Consider the following 18,811-nt stretch of genomic DNA (forward strand, 5'->3'; position numbering starts at 1 on the left):
CCGCATCAAAACAGCAGCGTCTCCTGACTGGGCCCCGGCCTTCGCCGGGGTACAGCATCCAATACAGCCATACGGAGCGACCCCGTGACCGACCTCAGCCGCCGCACCCTCATCGCCTCCGGCCTCGCCGCGACGGCGACCGCCACCCCCGCCTTCGCCGCCACGACCACCCCGGCGAATGCCCCCGCCCCCTATGGCGCCACCCCGTCGCCGCGCCAGCTCGCCTGGCACCGGCGCGAGCGCTACGCCTTCGTGCATTTCTCGATCAACACCTTCACCAATCGTGAATGGGGCTATGGCGACGAAAGCCCGGCGCTGTTCGACCCGACCGACTTTGCACCCGACCAGATCGTCGCCGCGGCCAAGGCGGGCGGCATGCGCGGCATCATCCTCACCGCCAAGCATCACGACGGCTTCTGCCTGTGGCCGACGCAGCTCACCGACCATTGCATCCGCAACAGCCCGTACAGGAACGGCAAGGGCGACATCGTCCGTGAGATGGAACAGGCGACGCGTCGCGCCGGCCTCGCCTTCGGCCTCTATCTCTCGCCGTGGGACCGCAACCACCCCGAATACGGCCGTCCGGCCTATGTCGATTACTATCGCAAGCAGGTGGTGGAACTCTGCACCCGCTATGGCGAATTGTTCGAATTCTGGTTCGATGGCGCCAATGGCGGCGACGGTTATTACGGCGGCGCCAGGGAAACCCGCAAGATCGACGCGCCGAAATATTACAATTGGCCGTCGATCATCGCGCTCGTCCACCAGCATCAGCCGATGGCCTGCACCTTCGATCCGCTCGGCGCCGACATCCGCTGGGTCGGCAACGAGGACGGCGTCGCCGGCGATCCCTGCTGGCCGACGATGCCCGACCACCCCTATGTCCAGTCCGAGGGCAATAGCGGCGTCCGCAACGGGGCGCTGTGGTGGCCGGCGGAGACCGACGTGTCGATCCGCCCCGGCTGGTTCTACCACCCCGACGAGGACGCCAAGGTCAAGGACCCGCAGCGGCTGATCCGCCTGCACGACGAATCGATCGGTCGCGGCACCAACCTCAACCTCAACCTGCCGCCCGATCGTCGCGGCCGCATCCCCGATCACGACGTCGCCGTCCTCAAGAGCTTCGGCGCGGCGCTCGAGGCGAGCTTCGCCACCGATCTCGCGCAGGGCGCCATCGCCTCGGCGAGCGCCACCCGCGGTGCGGCGTTCGCACCGGCCAAAGTGCTCGACGGCAACCGCGACACCTATTGGTCGACCCCCGACCGCGTCACCACGCCGACGCTGACGCTCGACCTGCCGCCCAACCGCAGCTTCGACCTGATCCGCATCCGCGAACATCTGCCGCTCGGCGTCCGCGTCACCCGCTTCGCGATCGAGGCGGAGGTCGCCGGTCGCTGGCAGCGCCTCGCCGAGAAGACCGCGATCGGTGCGCAGCGCATCATCCGCCTCGACGCGCCGATCACCGCGCGCCGCATCCGGCTGGTGATCCTCGACGCCCCTGCCTGCCCGGCGATCAGCGAGGTCGCATTGTTCCGCAGCGTCGCACCGGTCCCGGTCGCCGCCCCGCGCAGCAGCGACGCGACGCTGATCTCGCCGCGCGACTGGAAGGTCGTCACCGCGACCGCGCCCGGCGCGGAGGCACTCCTCGACGGCGACGGCGCGACGATCTGGTCGCAACCCGCACCGACCACGACGCCGGCCAGCGTGACGCTCGACCTCGGCACCACGCAGACGGTCGCCGGCTTCAGCCTCACGCCCTGGCGCCACCCCGACAAGGTCAGCGCCCCGCCCCGCAACTATCGCGCCGAGACCAGCACCGACGGCAAGACCTGGACCGCGGCCGCGGATGGCGAGTTCCAGAACATCGCCTACGCGCTGGCGACGCAACGCATCCCCTTCACCGCGCCGCGCCCGCTACGCTACCTGCGCCTGACCTTCGCCGCGACCGCGGTGCCGGCCGAAAAACTGGCGATCACGGACATCGGCGCCTTCACGCGTTGATCGTGCGTGGGCGCATGCCCCTACGCCCCATCGTGCTCCTGCGAAAGCAGGAGCCCAGGGTCACGGGCGACGGACCTCTTGGCTCTGGGCTCCTGCGTTCGCAGGAGCACTCGGCCAAAAAGCGACCGTCAGATTCCGTCCGCGAAGACCTCGCGCCCGCCGGCCTGCAACTCGCGCGTCAGATCCGCCAGGCACTGCGTCACCAGCGCCTCGTCTGCACTACGCACGACGAAATTCGCCCCCGTCCGCCCGTCGCGGAAGAACGGATAGGAGCCGATCGACACGCCCTCATGCGCCTTCTCGGCATCGCGCAGCAGGTCGGCGACCTCGCTCTCCGCGACCCAGCAGCCGATCGTCCCCGACACCACCGGCCGCCCGCCTTCCAGCGTGCCGGTCAGAGCATCGAGCATCCCGGCGGTGATATGCGGCACCCCCGCCATGATGAAGATATTGCCGATATGGATACCCGGCGCGCCCGACACGCGATTGGGGATCAGCCCCGCCCCCGCCGGCACCCGCGCCATCCGCGCGCGCGTCTCGGTCAGCCCGCCACGCGTCGCATAATAAGCCTCCAGCACCGCCATCGCTTCGGGATGATGCTCGACCCCGACGCCCAGCGCCTCCGCGATCGCGTCGACGGTGATGTCGTCGTGCGTCGGCCCGATGCCGCCGGTGGTGAACAGATAATCGTTGCGCGCGCGCAGGGTATTGACCGCCTCGACGATCGCCGCGGTCCGGTCGGGCACCACGCGCACCTCGGCGAGGCGGATGCCCTGCACGTTGAGCCAGCTCGCGAGCTGCGCGATGTTCCTGTCCTGCGTCCGGCCGGAGAGGATCTCATCCCCGATCACGACCAGCGCAGCGGTCCAGATACGTTCCTGCTCCATCGCCCGGTCATAGCCTCGCAAAATCGCCGCGACCACGCTATATCGCCGCGATGACCGAATACGTGACCGTCACCTCCGACGCGCCGGAAGGGCGCACCGGCGCCATCAAACTCCATGGCCCCGCCGCTTTCGCCGGCATGCACAAGGCAGGCAGGCTCGCCGCCGAGACACTCGACATGCTGACGCCGCATATGGTGCCGGGCGTATCGACCGCCGAACTCGACAAGCTGATCTACGACTTCATCGTCGCGGGCGACGGCGTGCCGGCGACGCTCGGCTATCGTGGCTATACGCATTCGACCTGCATCTCGATCAATCATGTCGTCTGTCACGGCATTCCGTCGGAGAAGACGCTGAAGTCGGGCGATATCGTCAATGTCGACGTCACCCCGATCGTCGACGGCTGGCACGGCGATTCGAGCCGCATGTACCTGATCGGCGACGTGCCGCTGAAGGCGAAGCGCCTTGTCGAGGTCACCTATGAATGTCTGATGCTCGGCATCGAACAGGCCAGGCCCGGCAACCATATGGGCGACGTCGCCAACGCCATCCAGCGCCATGCCGAAAAGCATCGCTACGGCGTCGTCCGCGACTTCTGCGGCCACGGCCTCGGCCGGCTGTTCCACGACGCACCCGAAGTCGTCCACGTCGGCAAGCCCGGCACGGGTCCGGAACTCAAGCCCGGCATGATCTTCACGATCGAACCGATGATCAACATCGGCCGGCCCGACGTGAAGCTGCTCGACGACGGCTGGACCGCGGTGACGCGCGATCGTTCGCTGTCGGCGCAGTTCGAGCATTCGATCGGCATCACCGAGGACGGGTGCGAGATCTTCACCACCTCCCCCGCCGGATACCACCAGCCGCCCTATCAGTGAGCCCCGCGCATCCGCTCGACGCACCGGTCTGGCAGGCGCTGACCACGCGGCAGGCGCCGCTGGCGCTGGGCAATGACGACGCGCGGCGGATCGACCCCGATTACGGCCTGTTCGCGGCGGTGGCGGCGCATGACGTTCGTCATCACACCGCGCTCGCCGATCTCGTCGCGCCGGGCGAGACGATCGGGCTGTTCGAGCCGGCGCCGCCGGCTACCCTGCCCGGCTTTCGCAGCATCACGACGGCGCACTGCGTGCAGATGGTCGCCGCCGATCCTCCGTCCCCCACGACCGACGCGGTCCCGCTCGGCGACACCGATGCGGCGGAGATGGTCGCGCTCGCCGAACTGACGCGCCCCGGTCCCTTCTTCCGCCATACGCATCGCTTCGGCGGCTTCCTCGGCATCCGGATCGACGGCCGGCTCGCCGCGATGGCCGGAACGCGGCTTGGGCTCCCCGGCTATCGCGAAGTCAGCGGCGTCTGCACCCACCCCGATTTCCGCGGCCGCGGCCTCGCCGCCGGCTTGATCGCCGCGGTGGCCGGTGCGATTCACGCGGCCGGCGATACGCCCTTCCTAACCAGCTACGCCGACAATCCGGGCGCGATCGCGCTCTACCGCCGCCTCGGCTTCGCGCCCCGCCGCGACCTCGTCTTCAGCCTGTTCGAACGACGGTAATCCAATAAGTTCGGACCCTTGCGGCAGGGCCTGCGTTGGCAGCGTCTTACCGGAAAAGGCAGATACATGACCAAACACGCATTGATCGTCGGTGCGAGCGGCATCGTCGGCAGCGCGACCGCCGCGCTGCTCGTCGAACAGGGCTGGACCGTCCACGGTCTCGCCCGCCGCCCCGGCGACCAGCCGGGCGTCCAGCCGGTCGCCGCCGACCTGCTCGACGCCGCCGGCACCGCCGCCGCGCTCGCCGGCATCCGCCCCGACGCGGTGTTCATCACCACTTGGCTACGGCAGGACAGCGAAGCAGAGAATATCCGCGTCAATTCGGCGATGGTCCGCGACCTGCTCGACGGCCTGCGCGCCAACGACGCCGCCGTGGGGCATGTCGCGCTCGTCACCGGCCTGAAACATTATCTCGGGCCGTTCGAGGCCTATGGCAAAGGCGCGCTGCCGCAGACGCCGTTCCGCGAGGAGCAAGGCCGGCTCGACGTCGAGAATTTCTATTATGCGCAGGAGGACGAGGTCTTCGCGGCGGCGGAGCGCGACGGTTTCACCTGGAGCGTCCATCGTCCGCATACCGTGATCGGCAAGGCGGTCGGCAATGCGATGAACATGGGCACGACGCTCGCCGTCTATGCCACTCTGTGTCGCGAGACCGGCCGGCCGTTCCGCTTCCCCGGCTCGGCGGCGCAATGGGACGGCCTCACCGACATGACCGACGCGGGCCAGCTCGCGCGACATCTGCTTTGGGCGGCGACCACCCCCGCCGCGGCGAATGAGGCGTTCAACGTCGTCAACGGCGACGTCTTCCGCTGGAGCTGGATGTGGAGCCGGATCGCGGACTGGTTCGGCGTCGAGGCCGCCCCGTTCGACGGCAGCGTCGAGCCGCTCGAGACGCAGATGGCGGACGACGCCGACCTCTGGCGCCGCATCGCCGAGCGCGAAGGGCTGGCCGAGCCCGATCTCGCCCGCCTCGCCTCGCCTTGGCATACCGACGCCGATCTCGGTCGCCCGATCGAGGTGGTCACCGACATGTCGAAGAGCCGCCGCCTCGGCTTCACCGCCTATCAGCCGACCGACGATGCGTTCTTCGCATTGTTCGAGCGGCTGCGTGCCGATCGCCTGATCCCGGCATGAGCGACGAGCGCCCCGACAAGGGCCGCGCCGTTCCCAGCGGCCGGCTGTCGCGGCTCGGCGCCTTCGGGCGTCTCGCCGCGGGGGTCGGTGGCGGCGTCGTCGCCGAGGGTGCGCGTCGGCTGGCGGCGGGAGAGCGGCCGCGGATGGGCGACCTGCTGCTCACCCCCGCCAATGCGACGCGCGTCGCCGACCAGCTCGCGCATCTGCGCGGCGCGGCGATGAAGCTCGGCCAGATGATCTCGATGGACGCGGGCGACATGCTCCCGCCGGAACTGGCGACGATTCTTGCCCGGCTGCGCAATGACGCGCACCATATGCCGCCGGCGCAGCTCAACACCGTGCTGACGCAGGAATGGGGCCGCGACTGGCGCAGCCGCTTCGCCCATTTTCAAGCGCATCCGATCGCGGCCGCCTCGATCGGGCAGGTGCATCGTGCGCGCCTGCCCGACGGGCGCGAACTGGCGATCAAGGTGCAATATCCCGGTGTGATGCAGAGCATCGACGCCGACGTCGACAATGTCGCCACCTTGCTGCGCGTCTCCGGCCTCCTCCCCAAGGACCTCGACATCGCGCCGCTGCTCGGCGAGGCGAAGCGCCAGCTCCACGAGGAGGCGGACTATCTGCGCGAAGGCGCGATGATGCGCCGCTACCGCGACTTGCTCGTCGACGATCCCGCCTTCGTCATCCCCGAGCTGCACGCTGAGCTGACCACCCCCAACGTGCTCGCGATGACCTATGTCGCCGGCGTGCCGATCGAAACGCTCGAGGCCGCGGAACAGCCGGTGCGCGACGCCGCGATGCACAGCCTGATCGCCTTGGCGCTGCGCGAGCTGCTCGACTGGGGACTGATGCAGACCGATCCCAATTTCGCCAATTACCGCTGGCAGCCGGAAACGGGGCGGATCGTGCTGCTCGACTTCGGCGCCGCCCGCGCCGTGCCGGCGGCGACGGCCGGCGGCTATCGCCGCCTGCTCGCTGCCGGCCTGTCGGGAAACCGCGATGCGGTACGCGAAGCGGCGGTCGCGGCAGGCTTCCTCGGCGAGGCGGCGGCGGCGCGGCACCGCCCGCTGGTCGATGCGATGATCGACGTGATCCTCGGCGAGCTCAACCGCCCCGGCCCGTTCGACTTCGGCGATCGCGCCTTCGTCGGCGTCGTGCGCGAACAGGGGATGGAGATGGCACAGGATCGCGCCACCTGGCACGTCCCGCCCGCGGACACGCTGTTCGTCCAGCGCAAGATCAGCGGCACGGCTTTGTTGGCCGCACGACTGAAGGCGCGCGTCGACATCCGCGCGATGGTGGACGGGCGGGTGTAACACGCAGACGATTGCGTCGCTTCATCGGTCTTCCTTCCCACCGTCACCCCGGCCTCGAGCCGGGGTCCCGCTACTTCGAACGAAGCGGAGAAGCGGGATGCCGGACCGAGCCCGGCATGACGGGAGATATGAGCGCCGTCACAGCCTCCGACATCGGGGGCGGCACCACCGGCGTCGCCCCTATGCTTATCGGATGTCCAGCATCACCACCGATTTCGCCGGCAGCGTCACCGACAGCGTGCCGCCGGACAGCGTCGCCCCGGTGAACGCCACCGGCTTGACCACGTCGGGCGCATCGAAGGTGTTGTGCGCGTCCATCGTCGTGCCCGTCAGGATACGCCCGGTCACGGTCCCCCCGGCGATCCCGGCGAGCTGCACGGTCACGTTCGCCGGCTGGTTCGGATCGACGTTGGTCAGCGCGACGTGCACCACGCCGTCGGTGCCGCGCACCGCGCTCGAACTGACCGCGCGCAACTCGTGCCCGCCGTTCTTATACCAATGCGAGCTGACCTCGGCGGGTAGGACGGTGCCGTCCTGATAGCCCTTGTACAGGTCGAACACCCAATAGGTCGGCGTCTTCACCATGCGGTTGCCTTCGGTCAGCAGCATCGCCTGCAGCACGTTGACCATCTGCGCGATATTGGCGCCGCGGACGCGATCGGCATGGCGCGCGAAGATATCGAGGTTGAGGCTCGCCACCACCGCGTCGCGCAGGCTGTTCTGCTGGTAGAGGAAGCCCGGATGCGACCCCGGCTCCTGATCGTACCAGGTGCCCCATTCGTCGACGAGCAGCGCCACCCGCTTCTTGGGATCGTATTTGTCCATGATTCGCGAATGGCCCTGGAGCAATTCCTCCATCTTCATCGTCTTGGCGAGCGTCCGCGCCCAGGCTTCTTCGTCGAAGCCGGTCGCCGCGCCCTTCTTCTCCCAGCTGCCGGGCACGGTATAATAATGGACGCCGATCCCCGAGAAGGCGTTGCCCGCCTTCTGCATCATGACCTCGGTCCAATTGTAGTCCTCGGCATTGGCGCCGCTCGCCACCTTCATGATCGGCACGCCGTCGGGCGCCTTGACGAAGGTCGCGTAGCGGCGCGTCTCGTCGGCGGCATATTCGGGCGTCATATTGCCGCCGCAGCCCCACAATTCGTTGCCGACGCCGAACATCGGCACCTTCCACGGTTCCTTGCGGCCGTTGGCGGCGCGCTCCTTGGCGAGCGTCGAGCCGGTCGGCGAGGTCATATATTCGACCCATTCGGCCATCTCGCGCGGCGGCGCCGAGCCGACGTTGCCCGACACATAGGCCTCGGCACCGAGCAGCTCGGAATAGTCCATGAATTCGTGCGTCCCGACCGCATTGTCCTCGGTCACGCCGCCCCAATTGGTGTTGACCTTGACTGGGCGCTTGCCGCGCGGGCCGATGCCTTCGCGCCAATGATATTCGTCGGCGAAACAGCCGCCGGGCCAGCGCACCACCGGCACCTTGATCGCCTTCAGCGCCTCGATCACGTCGCTGCGATAGCCGCGGACGTTGGGGATCTTGCTGTTCGGGCCGACCCAGATGCCGCCATAGATGCCGGTGCCGAGATGTTCGGCGAACTGGCCGAACAGCCGCTTGTCGAACTTCGGACCGGGACGATCGCCACGCACCGACACGATATCGGACGGCGCGGCCGCCGGCGTGGCCTGCTGCGCCGCTGCGCCGCCGGAGACCAGAACCGCCAGCGCGGAACAGAACAACAGCCTCGACATCACCTTCATCACTCTCCCCTGACGCGTCCCAGCGCGTACCCGCCGATGCTATCCCCCGTTTTGGTATTCGTCAATTTGCCGGACAAATGGGTGGCGTCGCGCGACGAACCGCGGCAGGAAGCGGCGAATGTTGCGTCGCACTACCAAGTCCATGCTAGGCCTGCCGGATATGCCGGTCTGCTCCGCCCCTTGCCGAACACCGCCTGCGGCCATGTCTCGACCGGCGGCGGAGCGGGCGCGCGCATGACCGATCTTCACGGCCGGCGCATCCTGATCGTCGAGGACGAATATCTCGTCGCGGACGACCTCGCGCGCGACCTGCGCGGCCTCGGCGCGGAGATCGTCGGCCCGATCGGCACGCTCGCCGCCGCCGTGAAACTGCTCGCGACCGCTCCGCCGCTCGACGGTGCGGTGCTCGACATCAATCTGCACGGCGAGATGAGCTACCCTGTCGCGGCGCTGCTGGCCGCCGCCGGGACGAAGTTCCTGTTCGTCACTGGCTATGACGCCTGGACGATCGATAACCGGTTTCGCAACGTCCCGCGCCACGAAAAGCCGGTCCATTCCGCCGACGTAATTGCGGCGCTGTTCGGTGAAGAGAGGCAGACGTCGGGCGATGCATAGAGCCACTACCCGCTGGACACTCCGACAAATACAAGATCCGCGGATGCGCGCACTGTCCGCAATCGCTGTCCGTCATCCCATCTGGAGGCAGAGGGCGAGACCTCCGAACAACCTTGCCAGTGCTCCCGCGCAGGCGGGAGCCCAGGAGTCACTTACGCTATAAGACGTTGTTTTGCTTGATCCTGGGTTCCCGCTTTCGCGGGAACACTGAGAACACTAAGGATACGCCGTTAGCGTCCCCCAAACCTCACGCCCGCCCGCGCCGCGCTTCCGCCTGCCGGGCCGAGGCGATCGTATCGACCACCAGTTCGTAGAAGGCGGGCGAATAGCCCGATGCCAAGAACGCCTTCACCTCGGCCGACGCGATCGCATAGCCGCGCTTCCAGCTCAGCACCGCGATCCGGCGCAACGCCTCGAGCTTGGGGTCGGCGAGCTGCGGGCTGATCCGCACGCCGAACACGAGGCCGAGCCAACGGGTCAACCGGCCCGGCTGGCGCAGCGTCGACAGGCCGTCCTGCCGCGCGATCCCGATCACCGAACGCTCAAGCTCCGTCAGCACCGGCCGTTCCTCCTCTGCAGCCTGCGCCAGCGGCGCTGTCTCCGACACCACGACCGGCCGCGCGACGGGCGCGCTCACCCGCGCATAACCGGCGTTGCCCGGTTCGGCAAAAGCAAGAAAAGCCATGGCGTCACTCCCTTCTCGACATCGCACGCCACCCTTCCGCATCCATGGCGATGCAGACCGATACGTGCGAATTGTTGCACCCCTTTTGCCGCCGCACTGCGAAGGGCATCCGGGTGTTTCCGTCCGATGCCCGCGATCCCTCGCCGCCATCTTCTATACTGTTCGGTATAGAAGCGGCTGCGGCGGTCGTCAACGGCTTTTATACCGTTCGGTAGAAAAGCTGCCGGCGGATACCGGTGAAGCCCGGGGCGTTGCCGTTTCGAGAGATCAGGAGGTCCCCATGTCCGACACGTCCCGCGATACCAAGGCCGATCCCGAGCGCGATCCGACCGGCAATCCGTTCGATCGCGCCGACGGCCATTCCGGTCAGGAGTATAACAAGGACCGCGAGGCGGCGCTCGGCGCGCAACGCCCCGGTGGCACCGTCGCCGCCCGCCCCGGCGACCCGGCACCGCCGCACGATCCGGCGATCCCGCCCGACAACGGCCGCCGCGCCTCGTTCGACCCTACGACCGGCGAGGTCCACGGCAGCGGCAGCGGCGCCGGCGGCGGCAACCCCGGCGAGGATTTCGATTCCGACGCCGCGACCGGCGACGGCTATCCGGTCACCGGCGGCGAAGGCCGACCGAAAGGCGGCGACGGCGATCTCGGACCCGGCCACGTCAGCGAATGAACCGCAATCCACCCCGTGGCGGGAAGCACTGTTTCTTACGACCTATTGGGTGTCACGACGGCAATTCCCCTTCCCCGTCATGCCGGACTTGATCCGGCATCCCGCTTCTTCTTCGCAACGTCCGAAGAAGAAGCGGGACCCCGGCACAAGGCCGGGGTGACGGCGTGGGTCTGAACAGACGCGCATATGCGGCTGCCCCTCGCCGCCGACGAAGAATAGACGATCACTTCAGCGGGACGATCACCTCGTCGGGATGCGCGACGTTCAGTTCCTTGCGCACCATCTCGTCGACCATATCCGGATTGGCGTGATCCGGATCGAGCAGCGCCACGCGATTCTTGAGCACCGCGCGCTTCTGATCGAGTGCGGCGAACTGCTTCTCCCGCCGCACCAGCTGCTTCTTGTAATCGCCGTAAGCGAGGATGCCGTTGGGCCCGAGCACCGCATAGGCGCCGAAGAACGCCATGATCGTCAGCCCCAGCGCCGGCAGCGCGGCCCGGCGCATCGTCCGGGCAAAAGCCGATGGTCTCTGTCCGCGTGCCGCCATGCCCTGCATCCTCGCCTGCCGTTCGTGCCGGATCAAGCCTTCAGAACGTCGCGGCCGGCATAACGTGCCGAATCGCCCAGCTCTTCCTCGATACGGATCAGCTGGTTGTACTTGGCGAGCCGGTCCGAGCGCGCCAGCGAGCCGGTCTTGATCTGCCCGCAATTGGTCGCAACGGCGAGGTCGGCGATCGTCGCATCCTCGGTCTCGCCCGAACGGTGGCTCATCACCGCCGTGTAGCGCGCGCGCTGCGCCATCGTCACCGCTTCCAGCGTCTCGGTCAGCGTGCCGATCTGGTTGACCTTGACCAGCAGCGAATTGGCATAGCCGCCCTCGATGCCGCGCTTCAGGCGCTTCGGGTTGGTGACGAACAGATCGTCGCCGACGAGCTGCACCTTGTCGCCGATCAGGTCGGTGAGCGCCTTCCAGCCCTCCCAATCGTCCTCGCTCATGCCGTCCTCGATCGAGAAGATCGGATAGCGGCGGGTGAGGTCGGCGAGATACTCCGCCATCGCGCCGCTCTCGAGCACCTTGCCCTCGCCCGAGATATCGTAGCGGCCGTCCTTGTAGAATTCGGTCGCGGCGCAATCGAGCGCCAGCATCACGTCGTCGCCCGGCGTATAGCCCGCCTTCTCGATGCTCTGCATGATGAAGCCGAGCGCCTCTTCGGTCGAGGCGATGTTCGGCGCGAAGCCGCCCTCGTCGCCGACGCCAGTCGCCAGACCCTTGTCGTGCAGCGCCTTCTTCAGCGTGTGGAAGATCTCCGAGCCGCAGCGCACCGCCTCTACGATGTTCGCCGCGCCGACCGGCACGATCATGAATTCCTGGAAGTCGATCGGATTGTCGGCATGTTCGCCGCCGTTGATGATGTTCATCATCGGCACCGGCAGCACGTGCGCCGAGACGCCACCGACATATTTGTAGAGCGGCATGCCACGCGCTTCCGCCGCGGCCTTGGCGGCGGCGAGACTGATGCCGAGGATCGCATTCGCGCCCAGCCGGCCCTTGTTCTCGGTGCCGTCGAGCTCGATCATCGCCGCGTCGAGATCCGCCTGATCCTCCGCGTCAAGGCCAAGCAGCGCCTCGACCAGCTCGCCGTTGACCGCCTCGATCGCCTCGTCGACGCCCTTGCCGCCCCAGCGGCTCTTGTCGCCGTCGCGCTTCTCGACCGCTTCGTGCGCGCCGGTCGAGGCGCCCGACGGCACCGCCGCGCGGCCGAAGCTGCCGTCCTCCAGCAGCACGTCGACTTCTACCGTCGGGTTGCCCCGGCTGTCGAGGATCTGGCGGCCATGGATGTCGATGATTGCGGTCACGTAACGATGCTCCTACCTCTGGGGCGTGATGCGCGCGCTCTACCGCGCCGGCCGGGTCGCGGCAATCTCCGCGACGACGAGGGAACCGGGCCGGTCGGGCCGGGGTTGAGCGTGTCGAACATAGGAAGGGTGAGCCATGGCCGATACCGATTTCACGACCGTCACCGACGGCGACAGCACCGCTGCCGGCACCACCGACGCCGCCGCGAGCAAGACCGACCAGGCCAAGCAGACGGTGAAGGACTATTCGTCCAAATACGGCGCGCAGGCGACCGACCGCATCCGCACCCTCGCCGACACCGGCAAGGAGCGCGCCGTGGGCGGTCTCGACCAGCTGTCGCAGCTGATCAACGACGCCGCGCAGCAGGTCGATGAGAAGCTCGGCGCGCACTATGGCGATTATGCCCGCACTGCCGCCGGCACGGTGTCCAACTTCGCCGAGCAGCTCAAGGGCAAGGACACCGAGGAGCTGATCGAGGAGGCGCGCGAGTTCGTCCGCAAGAGCCCCGGCGTCGCGGTCGGCGTGGCCGCCGCGCTGGGCTTCGCGGTCGCCCGCCTCGTCCAGTCGGGTATCGACGGCAACAAGGCCTGATCGACCCCATGGCGACGATCCAGCCGATGACCGAAGACGACAGCATCGCCACGCTCGTCACGCAGCTCGTCGATGACGCGCGCGGCCTCGCCAGTGCCGAGGTGGCATTGGTCAAGGCACGCGTCGGCGAGCGCACCAGCGCCTATAAGAACGCGGCGATCTTCTTCGTCGCCGCTGCGGTGCTTGCGCTCGCCGGGCTGGTCGCGCTGCTCGTCGGGCTGATCCTCAGCCTGGCGACGCTGATCGGCCCCGGTTTCGCCACCGCCGCGGTGGTGATCGGCGTGTTCGCGATCGCGGCGGTGCTGGCGATCGTCGGCAAGGGCCGGCTAGCGCCGGGGACGCCGCGATGAGCACGCCGCTCCCGACGTTGCGCCTCGCCGAGGCGGAAGCCGAAGCACTCGCCGCGCGCGAGCGCCTCAACGCGACGCTCGGCAAGCTTCAGGTGCGGCTCAACCCGCGTGCTTTGGCCTTGCAGGCGGCGCGCGAGCTCACCGACAAGGGCGGCGCAGCGGCGCAGGCGAGCCTCAACACCGCGGTGCGCAACCCCGGTGCGGTCGCCGGCGCCACCGCGGTCGCCGGCCTGTTCCTCGCCCGCCATCGCATCGTCGCGCTGTTCCGGCGCAAACCCAAGCACAAGCCCGGCCATCGCGACCACGAACCCGGTCTCGGCCCGCAGGACTGACCACTCGCACCGCCCCATAGCGCCCCCGCACGAAGGATAGACGCATGACCGACAATCACGACATCCACGCCCGTATCGACGACGCCAAGCATGTCGCGACCGACGCCGCCCGCCGCACCGTCGACGCGGTCGAGCACAACCCGCTCGCCATCGTCGCGGGCGGTCTCGCGATCGGCGCGCTCGCCGGCGCGCTGATCCCGCGGTCCGAGAAGGAGAAGGAGCTGCTCGCGCCGCTCGGCCGCACGCTCGGCGAACGCGCGCGCGGCGCGATCCAGGCCGCCCGCGACGCGGGTGCCGGCGAGCTGCAGAATGCCGGCCTGTCGAAGGACGCGGCCAAGGATCAGGTCAAGTCGCTGTTCCAGGGCATCGCCAAGGCGGCGACCACCGCCGGCTCGGCCGCGGTCAAGACCGCCGCCAACAAGGGCTGACGCCGCGTGCCGCTGCCGGAGGGTCCGGCGGCGGCTGATGGCGTCGGGGGTTCAATATCGCAGCGCAACACGCTAGGGCGCTGGGCTTGACCCTCACACCCGGGATACGCGCATGAGCAAGCTCCACCTCGTCTTCGGCGGCCGCGTCAAGGACCCCCGCACCCTCGAATTCGCCGATCCGTCGAAGCTCGAGGTCGTCGGCATCTTCGCCGACTATGCCAGCGCCGAAAAGGCCTGGCGCGCCAACGCGCAACGCACCGTCGACGACGCCGAGATGAAGTTCGTCGTGGTCCACCTGCACCGCCTGCTCGAGCCGGAACTGCTGACCCCGCCGGCGGCGTGAGGCACGGGACGGCGGCGTAGGCCGCACCAGCCCCAACCATCGTCATCCCCGCGCAGGCGGGGATCCAGACGCGCGGACCTTGCGACCCCATCGCCACGTCGACGTTCATGGATCCCCGCCTGCGCGGGGATGACGTCGTTTGAGAGGAGACAGTCTTTTACTCGTCATCCCGGCGAAAGCCGGGACCCATGGACACGATGACATCTGCGTGGGCGCGCCTTACGCCCGTTCCGCCCCCATGGGTCCCGGCTTTCGCCGGGATGACGAAGAGGGCTTCGGCGACCGAACAAAAGTCCTCCCCCGCCAAAGGGAGATGGCAGGCCGCGGCCTGACGGACGGGGAGGATACGGCGCCAGCGATCGTATACGACACGCCCCACACCGCCCGGCTCAGACGCGCCCAAACCAGCTCAGATAAACTCGACCTTCGACACGACATAATAGCGATCGCCAGCCGGCACCGACACCTCGACCTCGTCGTCCACCCGACGACCGATCAGCGCGCGCCCCAGCGGCGAATTGTACGAGATGCGGCCGGTCTTGGCATTCGCCTCGGTCTGGCCGACGATCTGATACTTCACCGGCTTGTCGTCGTCGTCGAGCAGCGTCACCGTCGCGCCGAACACCACCTTGTCGCCCGACAGTTCCAGCGGATCGATGATCTGCGCGCGGGACAGTTTGTCCTCGATGTCGCTGATCGTCGCCTCATTCTGGCCCTGCTGTTCCTTCGCCGCATGATATTCGGCGTTTTCGGACAGATCGCCGTGCGCACGCGCTTCCTCGATCGCATCCACGATCTGGGGACGCTCGGCTTTCAGACGCTTCAGGTCCGCGACGAGCGTGTCATAGCCCTCCTGGAGCATCGGCATCTTTTCGACGGTCGCCATATCTACGTCCCCAATTCACTCATTCCCCGCGGCGGACCTTGTCGGCCCGCCCCGCACATCACGTCATTATGTCGGGATCAGTTGTGCGACTGCGAATAGTAGGATTGCAACGGCCGTACTTCAAGGGAGGTGACCCCGATTGCCGCCGCCGCCTGCACGCTGGCCGGCGCGGTGGTGAAATACGGGATCTTCTGCGCCAGCGCCGCCTGACGGATCGGCTTCGAGTCCTTCAGGCTTTGCCACCCCTCGGTGGTGTTGAAGATCAGCGTCACCTCGCCGTCCATGATCCGGTCGAGGATATGCGGCCGCCCCTGCGCCACCTTGTTCACTTTCTCCACCGTCAGCCCGACGGTTTCGAGATAATCCGCGGTGCCGCCGGTCGCGAGCACCTTGAAGCCATGCGCGAGCAACGACTTCACCGCTGGCACGATATGCGGCTTGTCGCCGCTCTTGACGCTGACGAACGCGGTGCCGCCGGTCGGCAGCACCGTGCCCGCGCCGAGCTGCGACTTGGCGAAGGCGGTGGTGAAATCGGGGTCGATCCCCATCACCTCGCCGGTGCTCTTCATCTCTGGCGACAGCACGGGATCGATGCCGGGGAAGCGGTTGAACGGGAACACCGCTTCCTTGACCGCATAATAATCGATGTGGCGGTCGATCGGCGGCAGGTCCCTGAGCATCTCGCCCGCCATCACCCGGCTGGCGATCTTGGCGATCGGCACGCCGATCGCTTTGGCGACGAACGGCACGGTGCGCGACGCGCGCGGGTTGACCTCGATGAGATAGACCTCGCCGTCCTTCACCGCGAACTGAATGTTCATCAGCCCCTTGACCGACAGCGCATGCGCCAGCGCCACCGTCTGCCGCTCGATCTCGGCGATCGTCTCGGGGGTCAGCGAATAAGGCGGGATCGAACAGGCGCTGTCGCCCGAATGGACGCCCGCCTCCTCGATATGCTGCAACAGGCCGGCGACGACGACATCCTCGCCGTCGCAGATCGCGTCGACGTCGACCTCGATCGCGTCGCGCAGATACTGGTCGATCAGCACCGGGCTCTCGCCCGACACCTGCACCGCGGTCTGGATGTAATCGTCGAGCTGCTGGAGCGAATCGACGATCTCCATCGCCCGCCCGCCGAGCACGTAGCTCGGCCGCATCAGCACGGGGTAGCCGATCCGCTCCGCCGCCGCGACCGCCTCGTCGCGGCTGCGCGCGAGGCCATTCGCCGGCTGCTTGAGGCGCAGCTTGTTGACCAGCGCCGCGAACCGCTCGCGGTCCTCGGCGAGGTCGATCGCATCCGGGCTGGTGCCGAGGATCGGGATCCCCGCCTTCTCCAGCGCGCGCGCGAGGTTGAGCGGCGTCTGCCCGCCGAACTGGACGATCACCCCGACCAATTCGCCGCGGCTCTGCTCGACGTACAGGATCTCCAGCACGTCCTCGGCGGTCAGCGGTTCGAAATACAGGCGGTCGGACGTGTCGTAATCGGTGCTCACCGTCTCCGGATTGCAGTTGATCATGATCGTCTCATAGCCCGCATCGGCGAGCGCGAAGCAGGCGTGGCAGCAGCAATAGTCGAACTCGATGCCCTGCCCGATCCGGTTCGGCCCGCCGCCGAGGATCACCACCTTGCGGCGATCCGACGGCATGCTCTCGTCCTCGGGCTCGCCGAAGCTCGGCGCCTCGTAGGTCGAATACATATAGGGCGTCTTGGCGTCGAACTCCGCCGCGCAGGTGTCGATGCGCTTGAACACCGGACGTACGCCGAGCCGGTGGCGCAGGCTGCGCACCTCGTCCTCGGTGACGCCGCCGGTCATCGCCACCACCGCATCGTGGATCAGCCCCGAGCCGCGCGCGATGCCGCGCGCATTGCCGCGCAGATTGGCCGACTGCAGCGCCAGATAGGCGAGCCGTTTATCGCTGAACCCCATCGCCTTGAGCCGGCGCATACCCGCAGCCTCGATCGGCAGGCCGTTGGTGCTGACCTCCTCCTCGGCGGCGACGATCTCGGCGAGCCGTTCGAGGAACCACGGATCGAATTTGGCGATCGCGTGGATCTCGGCGACGGTGAAGCCCTCGCGCAGCGCCTGCGCGGCGACCAGCAGCCGGTCCGGCGTCGCCACCGCGAGCGCCGCCTCGATCTCCGCACGCGGCGCACCGACCAGCCGCTCGACCGCGTTGAAGCCCGACAGGCCGGTCTCCAGCCCGCGCAGCGCCTTCTGCATCGATTCGTGGATGTTGCGGCCGATCGCCATCACCTCGCCGACCGACTTCATCGCGGTGCCGAGCACCGATTCGGCGCCCTTGAACTTCTCGAAGGCGAAGCGCGGGATCTTGGTGACGACATAGTCGATCGTCGGCTCGAACGATGCCGGCGTCGCGCCGGTGATGTCGTTCTCGATCTCGTCGAGCGTATAGCCGACCGCCAGCTTGGCGGCGACCTTGGCGATCGGGAAACCGGTCGCCTTGGAGGCGAGCGCCGACGACCGCGACACGCGCGGGTTCATCTCGATGACGACGAGGCGGCCGTCCCTGGGATTGACCGCGAACTGGACGTTGGAGCCGCCGGTCTCGACGCCGATCTCCCGGAGTACCGCGATCGATGCGTTGCGCATGATCTGATATTCCTTGTCGGTCAGCGTCAGCGCCGGCGCAACGGTGATCGAATCGCCGGTGTGGACGCCCATCGGATCGACATTCTCGATCGAGCAGATGATGATGGCGTTGTCGTTGCGATCGCGCACCACCTCCATCTCATATTCCTTCCAGCCGAGCAGCGATTCCTCGATCAGCACCTCGGTGGTCGGCGACGCGTCGAGGCCCTTGCGGACCATGTCGACGAATTCCGAGCGATTGTAGACGATGCCGCCGCCCGACCCGCCCATCGTGAAGCTCGGCCGGATGATCGCCGGCAGGCCGGTGATCTCGAGGCCGGCTAGCGCCTCCTCGACGGTATGCGCGATCGCCGAGCGGGCGCTTTCCAGCCCGATCTTGGTCATCGCGTCCTTGAACTTGAGCCGGTCCTCCGCCTTGTCGATCGCCTCGGCGTCGGCGCCGATCATCTGCACGCCGAACTTCTCGAGCGTGCCGTCGTGGAACAGCGCCAGCGCGGTGTTGAGCGCGGTCTGCCCGCCCATCGTCGGCAGGACCGCGTCGGGCCGCTCCTTCTCGATGATCTTGGCGACCACCGCCGGCGTGATCGGCTCGACATAGGTGGCGTCGGCCAGTTCGGGATCGGTCATGATCGTTGCCGGGTTCGAATTGACCAGGACGATGCGATAGCCCTCTTCCTTGAGCGCCTTGATCGCCTGCGTGCCCGAATAATCGAACTCGCACGCCTGCCCGATGACGATCGGCCCCGCGCCGATCACGAGGATGGAGGAGATGTCGGTGCGTTTGGGCATA

The 18,811-nt window shown here is 67.7% G+C and carries 19 protein-coding genes; 12 read left to right on the forward strand and 7 right to left on the reverse strand.

Annotated features, from left to right (window positions below; translation table 11 throughout):
• Positions 1-84 precede the first annotated feature (84 nt).
• Positions 85-2,001, forward strand: a complete 1,917-nt coding sequence (locus AC07U4_RS05775; protein ID WP_495194734.1) for an alpha-L-fucosidase — start codon at positions 85-87, stop codon at positions 1,999-2,001.
• 128 nt (positions 2,002-2,129) lie between these two features.
• Here AC07U4_RS05775 and AC07U4_RS05780 read toward each other — a convergent pair whose 3' ends face one another.
• Complete coding sequence (locus tag AC07U4_RS05780; RefSeq protein ID WP_495194735.1) at positions 2,130-2,888, reverse strand: competence/damage-inducible protein A; 759 nt, start codon at positions 2,886-2,888, stop codon at positions 2,130-2,132.
• Between the two features lie 50 nt (positions 2,889-2,938).
• On the opposite strand from AC07U4_RS05780, the gene map reads away from it, so the two are divergent.
• The 4 genes from map to AC07U4_RS05800 all read left to right on the forward strand — a co-directional run bounded on the left by map (position 2,939) and on the right by AC07U4_RS05800 (position 6,890).
• The gene (map, locus tag AC07U4_RS05785; RefSeq protein ID WP_495194736.1) at positions 2,939-3,766 is read left to right on the forward strand and encodes a type I methionyl aminopeptidase; all 828 of its coding nucleotides are present in this window, start codon (positions 2,939-2,941) and stop codon (positions 3,764-3,766) included.
• Complete coding sequence (locus AC07U4_RS05790) at positions 3,763-4,440, forward strand: GNAT family N-acetyltransferase (RefSeq protein WP_495194737.1); 678 nt, start codon at positions 3,763-3,765, stop codon at positions 4,438-4,440. Before map ends, AC07U4_RS05790 begins: the two co-directional genes overlap by 4 nt.
• Positions 4,441-4,506: 66 nt before the next feature.
• Positions 4,507-5,574: an SDR family oxidoreductase gene (locus AC07U4_RS05795; protein ID WP_495194738.1), complete on the forward strand. Its 1,068-nt coding sequence runs from the start codon at positions 4,507-4,509 to the stop codon at positions 5,572-5,574.
• On the forward strand, positions 5,571-6,890 hold the full coding sequence (locus AC07U4_RS05800; RefSeq protein ID WP_495194739.1) for an ABC1 kinase family protein: 1,320 nt from the start codon (positions 5,571-5,573) through the stop codon (positions 6,888-6,890). Before AC07U4_RS05795 ends, AC07U4_RS05800 begins: the two co-directional genes overlap by 4 nt.
• A gap of 186 nt (positions 6,891-7,076) precedes the next feature.
• Here AC07U4_RS05800 and AC07U4_RS05805 read toward each other — a convergent pair whose 3' ends face one another.
• Complete coding sequence (locus AC07U4_RS05805; protein WP_495194740.1) at positions 7,077-8,648, reverse strand: alpha-N-arabinofuranosidase; 1,572 nt, start codon at positions 8,646-8,648, stop codon at positions 7,077-7,079.
• Positions 8,649-8,684: 36 nt separating this feature from the next.
• Between AC07U4_RS05805 and AC07U4_RS05810 the strand changes: the two genes are divergently transcribed.
• Entirely contained in the window at positions 8,685-9,263 is a 579-nt protein-coding gene (locus tag AC07U4_RS05810; protein ID WP_495194741.1) for a response regulator, read from the forward strand.
• Between the two features lie 247 nt (positions 9,264-9,510).
• On the opposite strand, the gene AC07U4_RS05815 is transcribed toward AC07U4_RS05810, so the two are convergent.
• A complete protein-coding gene (locus AC07U4_RS05815; RefSeq protein ID WP_038660845.1) occupies positions 9,511-9,948 on the reverse strand; it encodes a hypothetical protein in 438 nt (145 codons plus the stop codon).
• Positions 9,949-10,228: 280 nt separating this feature from the next.
• On the opposite strand from AC07U4_RS05815, the gene AC07U4_RS05820 reads away from it, so the two are divergent.
• Positions 10,229-10,621, forward strand: coding sequence for a hypothetical protein (locus tag AC07U4_RS05820; protein WP_495194742.1), 393 nt, complete (start codon positions 10,229-10,231; stop codon positions 10,619-10,621).
• A gap of 223 nt (positions 10,622-10,844) precedes the next feature.
• Here AC07U4_RS05820 and AC07U4_RS05825 read toward each other — a convergent pair whose 3' ends face one another.
• Entirely contained in the window at positions 10,845-11,168 is a 324-nt protein-coding gene (locus AC07U4_RS05825) for a septum formation initiator family protein (protein WP_052075787.1), read from the reverse strand.
• A 32-nt stretch (positions 11,169-11,200) separates the two neighbouring features.
• A complete protein-coding gene (gene eno, locus AC07U4_RS05830) occupies positions 11,201-12,478 on the reverse strand; it encodes a phosphopyruvate hydratase (protein WP_038660852.1) in 1,278 nt (425 codons plus the stop codon).
• Between the two features lie 136 nt (positions 12,479-12,614).
• Here eno and AC07U4_RS05835 point away from each other — a divergent pair, with 136 nt between their 5' ends.
• From AC07U4_RS05835 to AC07U4_RS05855, 5 genes are all read left to right on the forward strand, one after another.
• Complete coding sequence (locus tag AC07U4_RS05835) at positions 12,615-13,070, forward strand: hypothetical protein (protein ID WP_495194743.1); 456 nt, start codon at positions 12,615-12,617, stop codon at positions 13,068-13,070.
• Positions 13,071-13,078: 8 nt separating this feature from the next.
• Entirely contained in the window at positions 13,079-13,420 is a 342-nt protein-coding gene (locus tag AC07U4_RS05840; protein WP_495194744.1) for a phage holin family protein, read from the forward strand.
• Positions 13,417-13,752, forward strand: a complete 336-nt coding sequence (locus AC07U4_RS05845) for a DUF3618 domain-containing protein (RefSeq protein WP_495194745.1) — start codon at positions 13,417-13,419, stop codon at positions 13,750-13,752. The genes AC07U4_RS05840 and AC07U4_RS05845 overlap by 4 nt, the downstream gene beginning before the upstream one ends.
• A gap of 44 nt (positions 13,753-13,796) precedes the next feature.
• Positions 13,797-14,180, forward strand: a complete 384-nt coding sequence (locus AC07U4_RS05850; RefSeq protein ID WP_052075537.1) for a hypothetical protein — start codon at positions 13,797-13,799, stop codon at positions 14,178-14,180.
• Positions 14,181-14,292: 112 nt separating this feature from the next.
• On the forward strand, positions 14,293-14,523 hold the full coding sequence (locus tag AC07U4_RS05855; protein WP_038660862.1) for a DUF4170 domain-containing protein: 231 nt from the start codon (positions 14,293-14,295) through the stop codon (positions 14,521-14,523).
• 409 nt (positions 14,524-14,932) lie between these two features.
• On the opposite strand, the gene greA is transcribed toward AC07U4_RS05855, so the two are convergent.
• On the reverse strand, positions 14,933-15,409 hold the full coding sequence (greA, locus tag AC07U4_RS05860; protein WP_038660865.1) for a transcription elongation factor GreA: 477 nt from the start codon (positions 15,407-15,409) through the stop codon (positions 14,933-14,935).
• 77 nt (positions 15,410-15,486) lie between these two features.
• Positions 15,487-18,810, reverse strand: coding sequence for a carbamoyl-phosphate synthase large subunit (carB, locus tag AC07U4_RS05865; RefSeq protein WP_495194746.1), 3,324 nt, complete (start codon positions 18,808-18,810; stop codon positions 15,487-15,489).
• Position 18,811 lies beyond the last annotated feature (1 nt).

The organism is Sphingomonas sp. GW821-FHT02B09 (assembly GCF_059421875.1).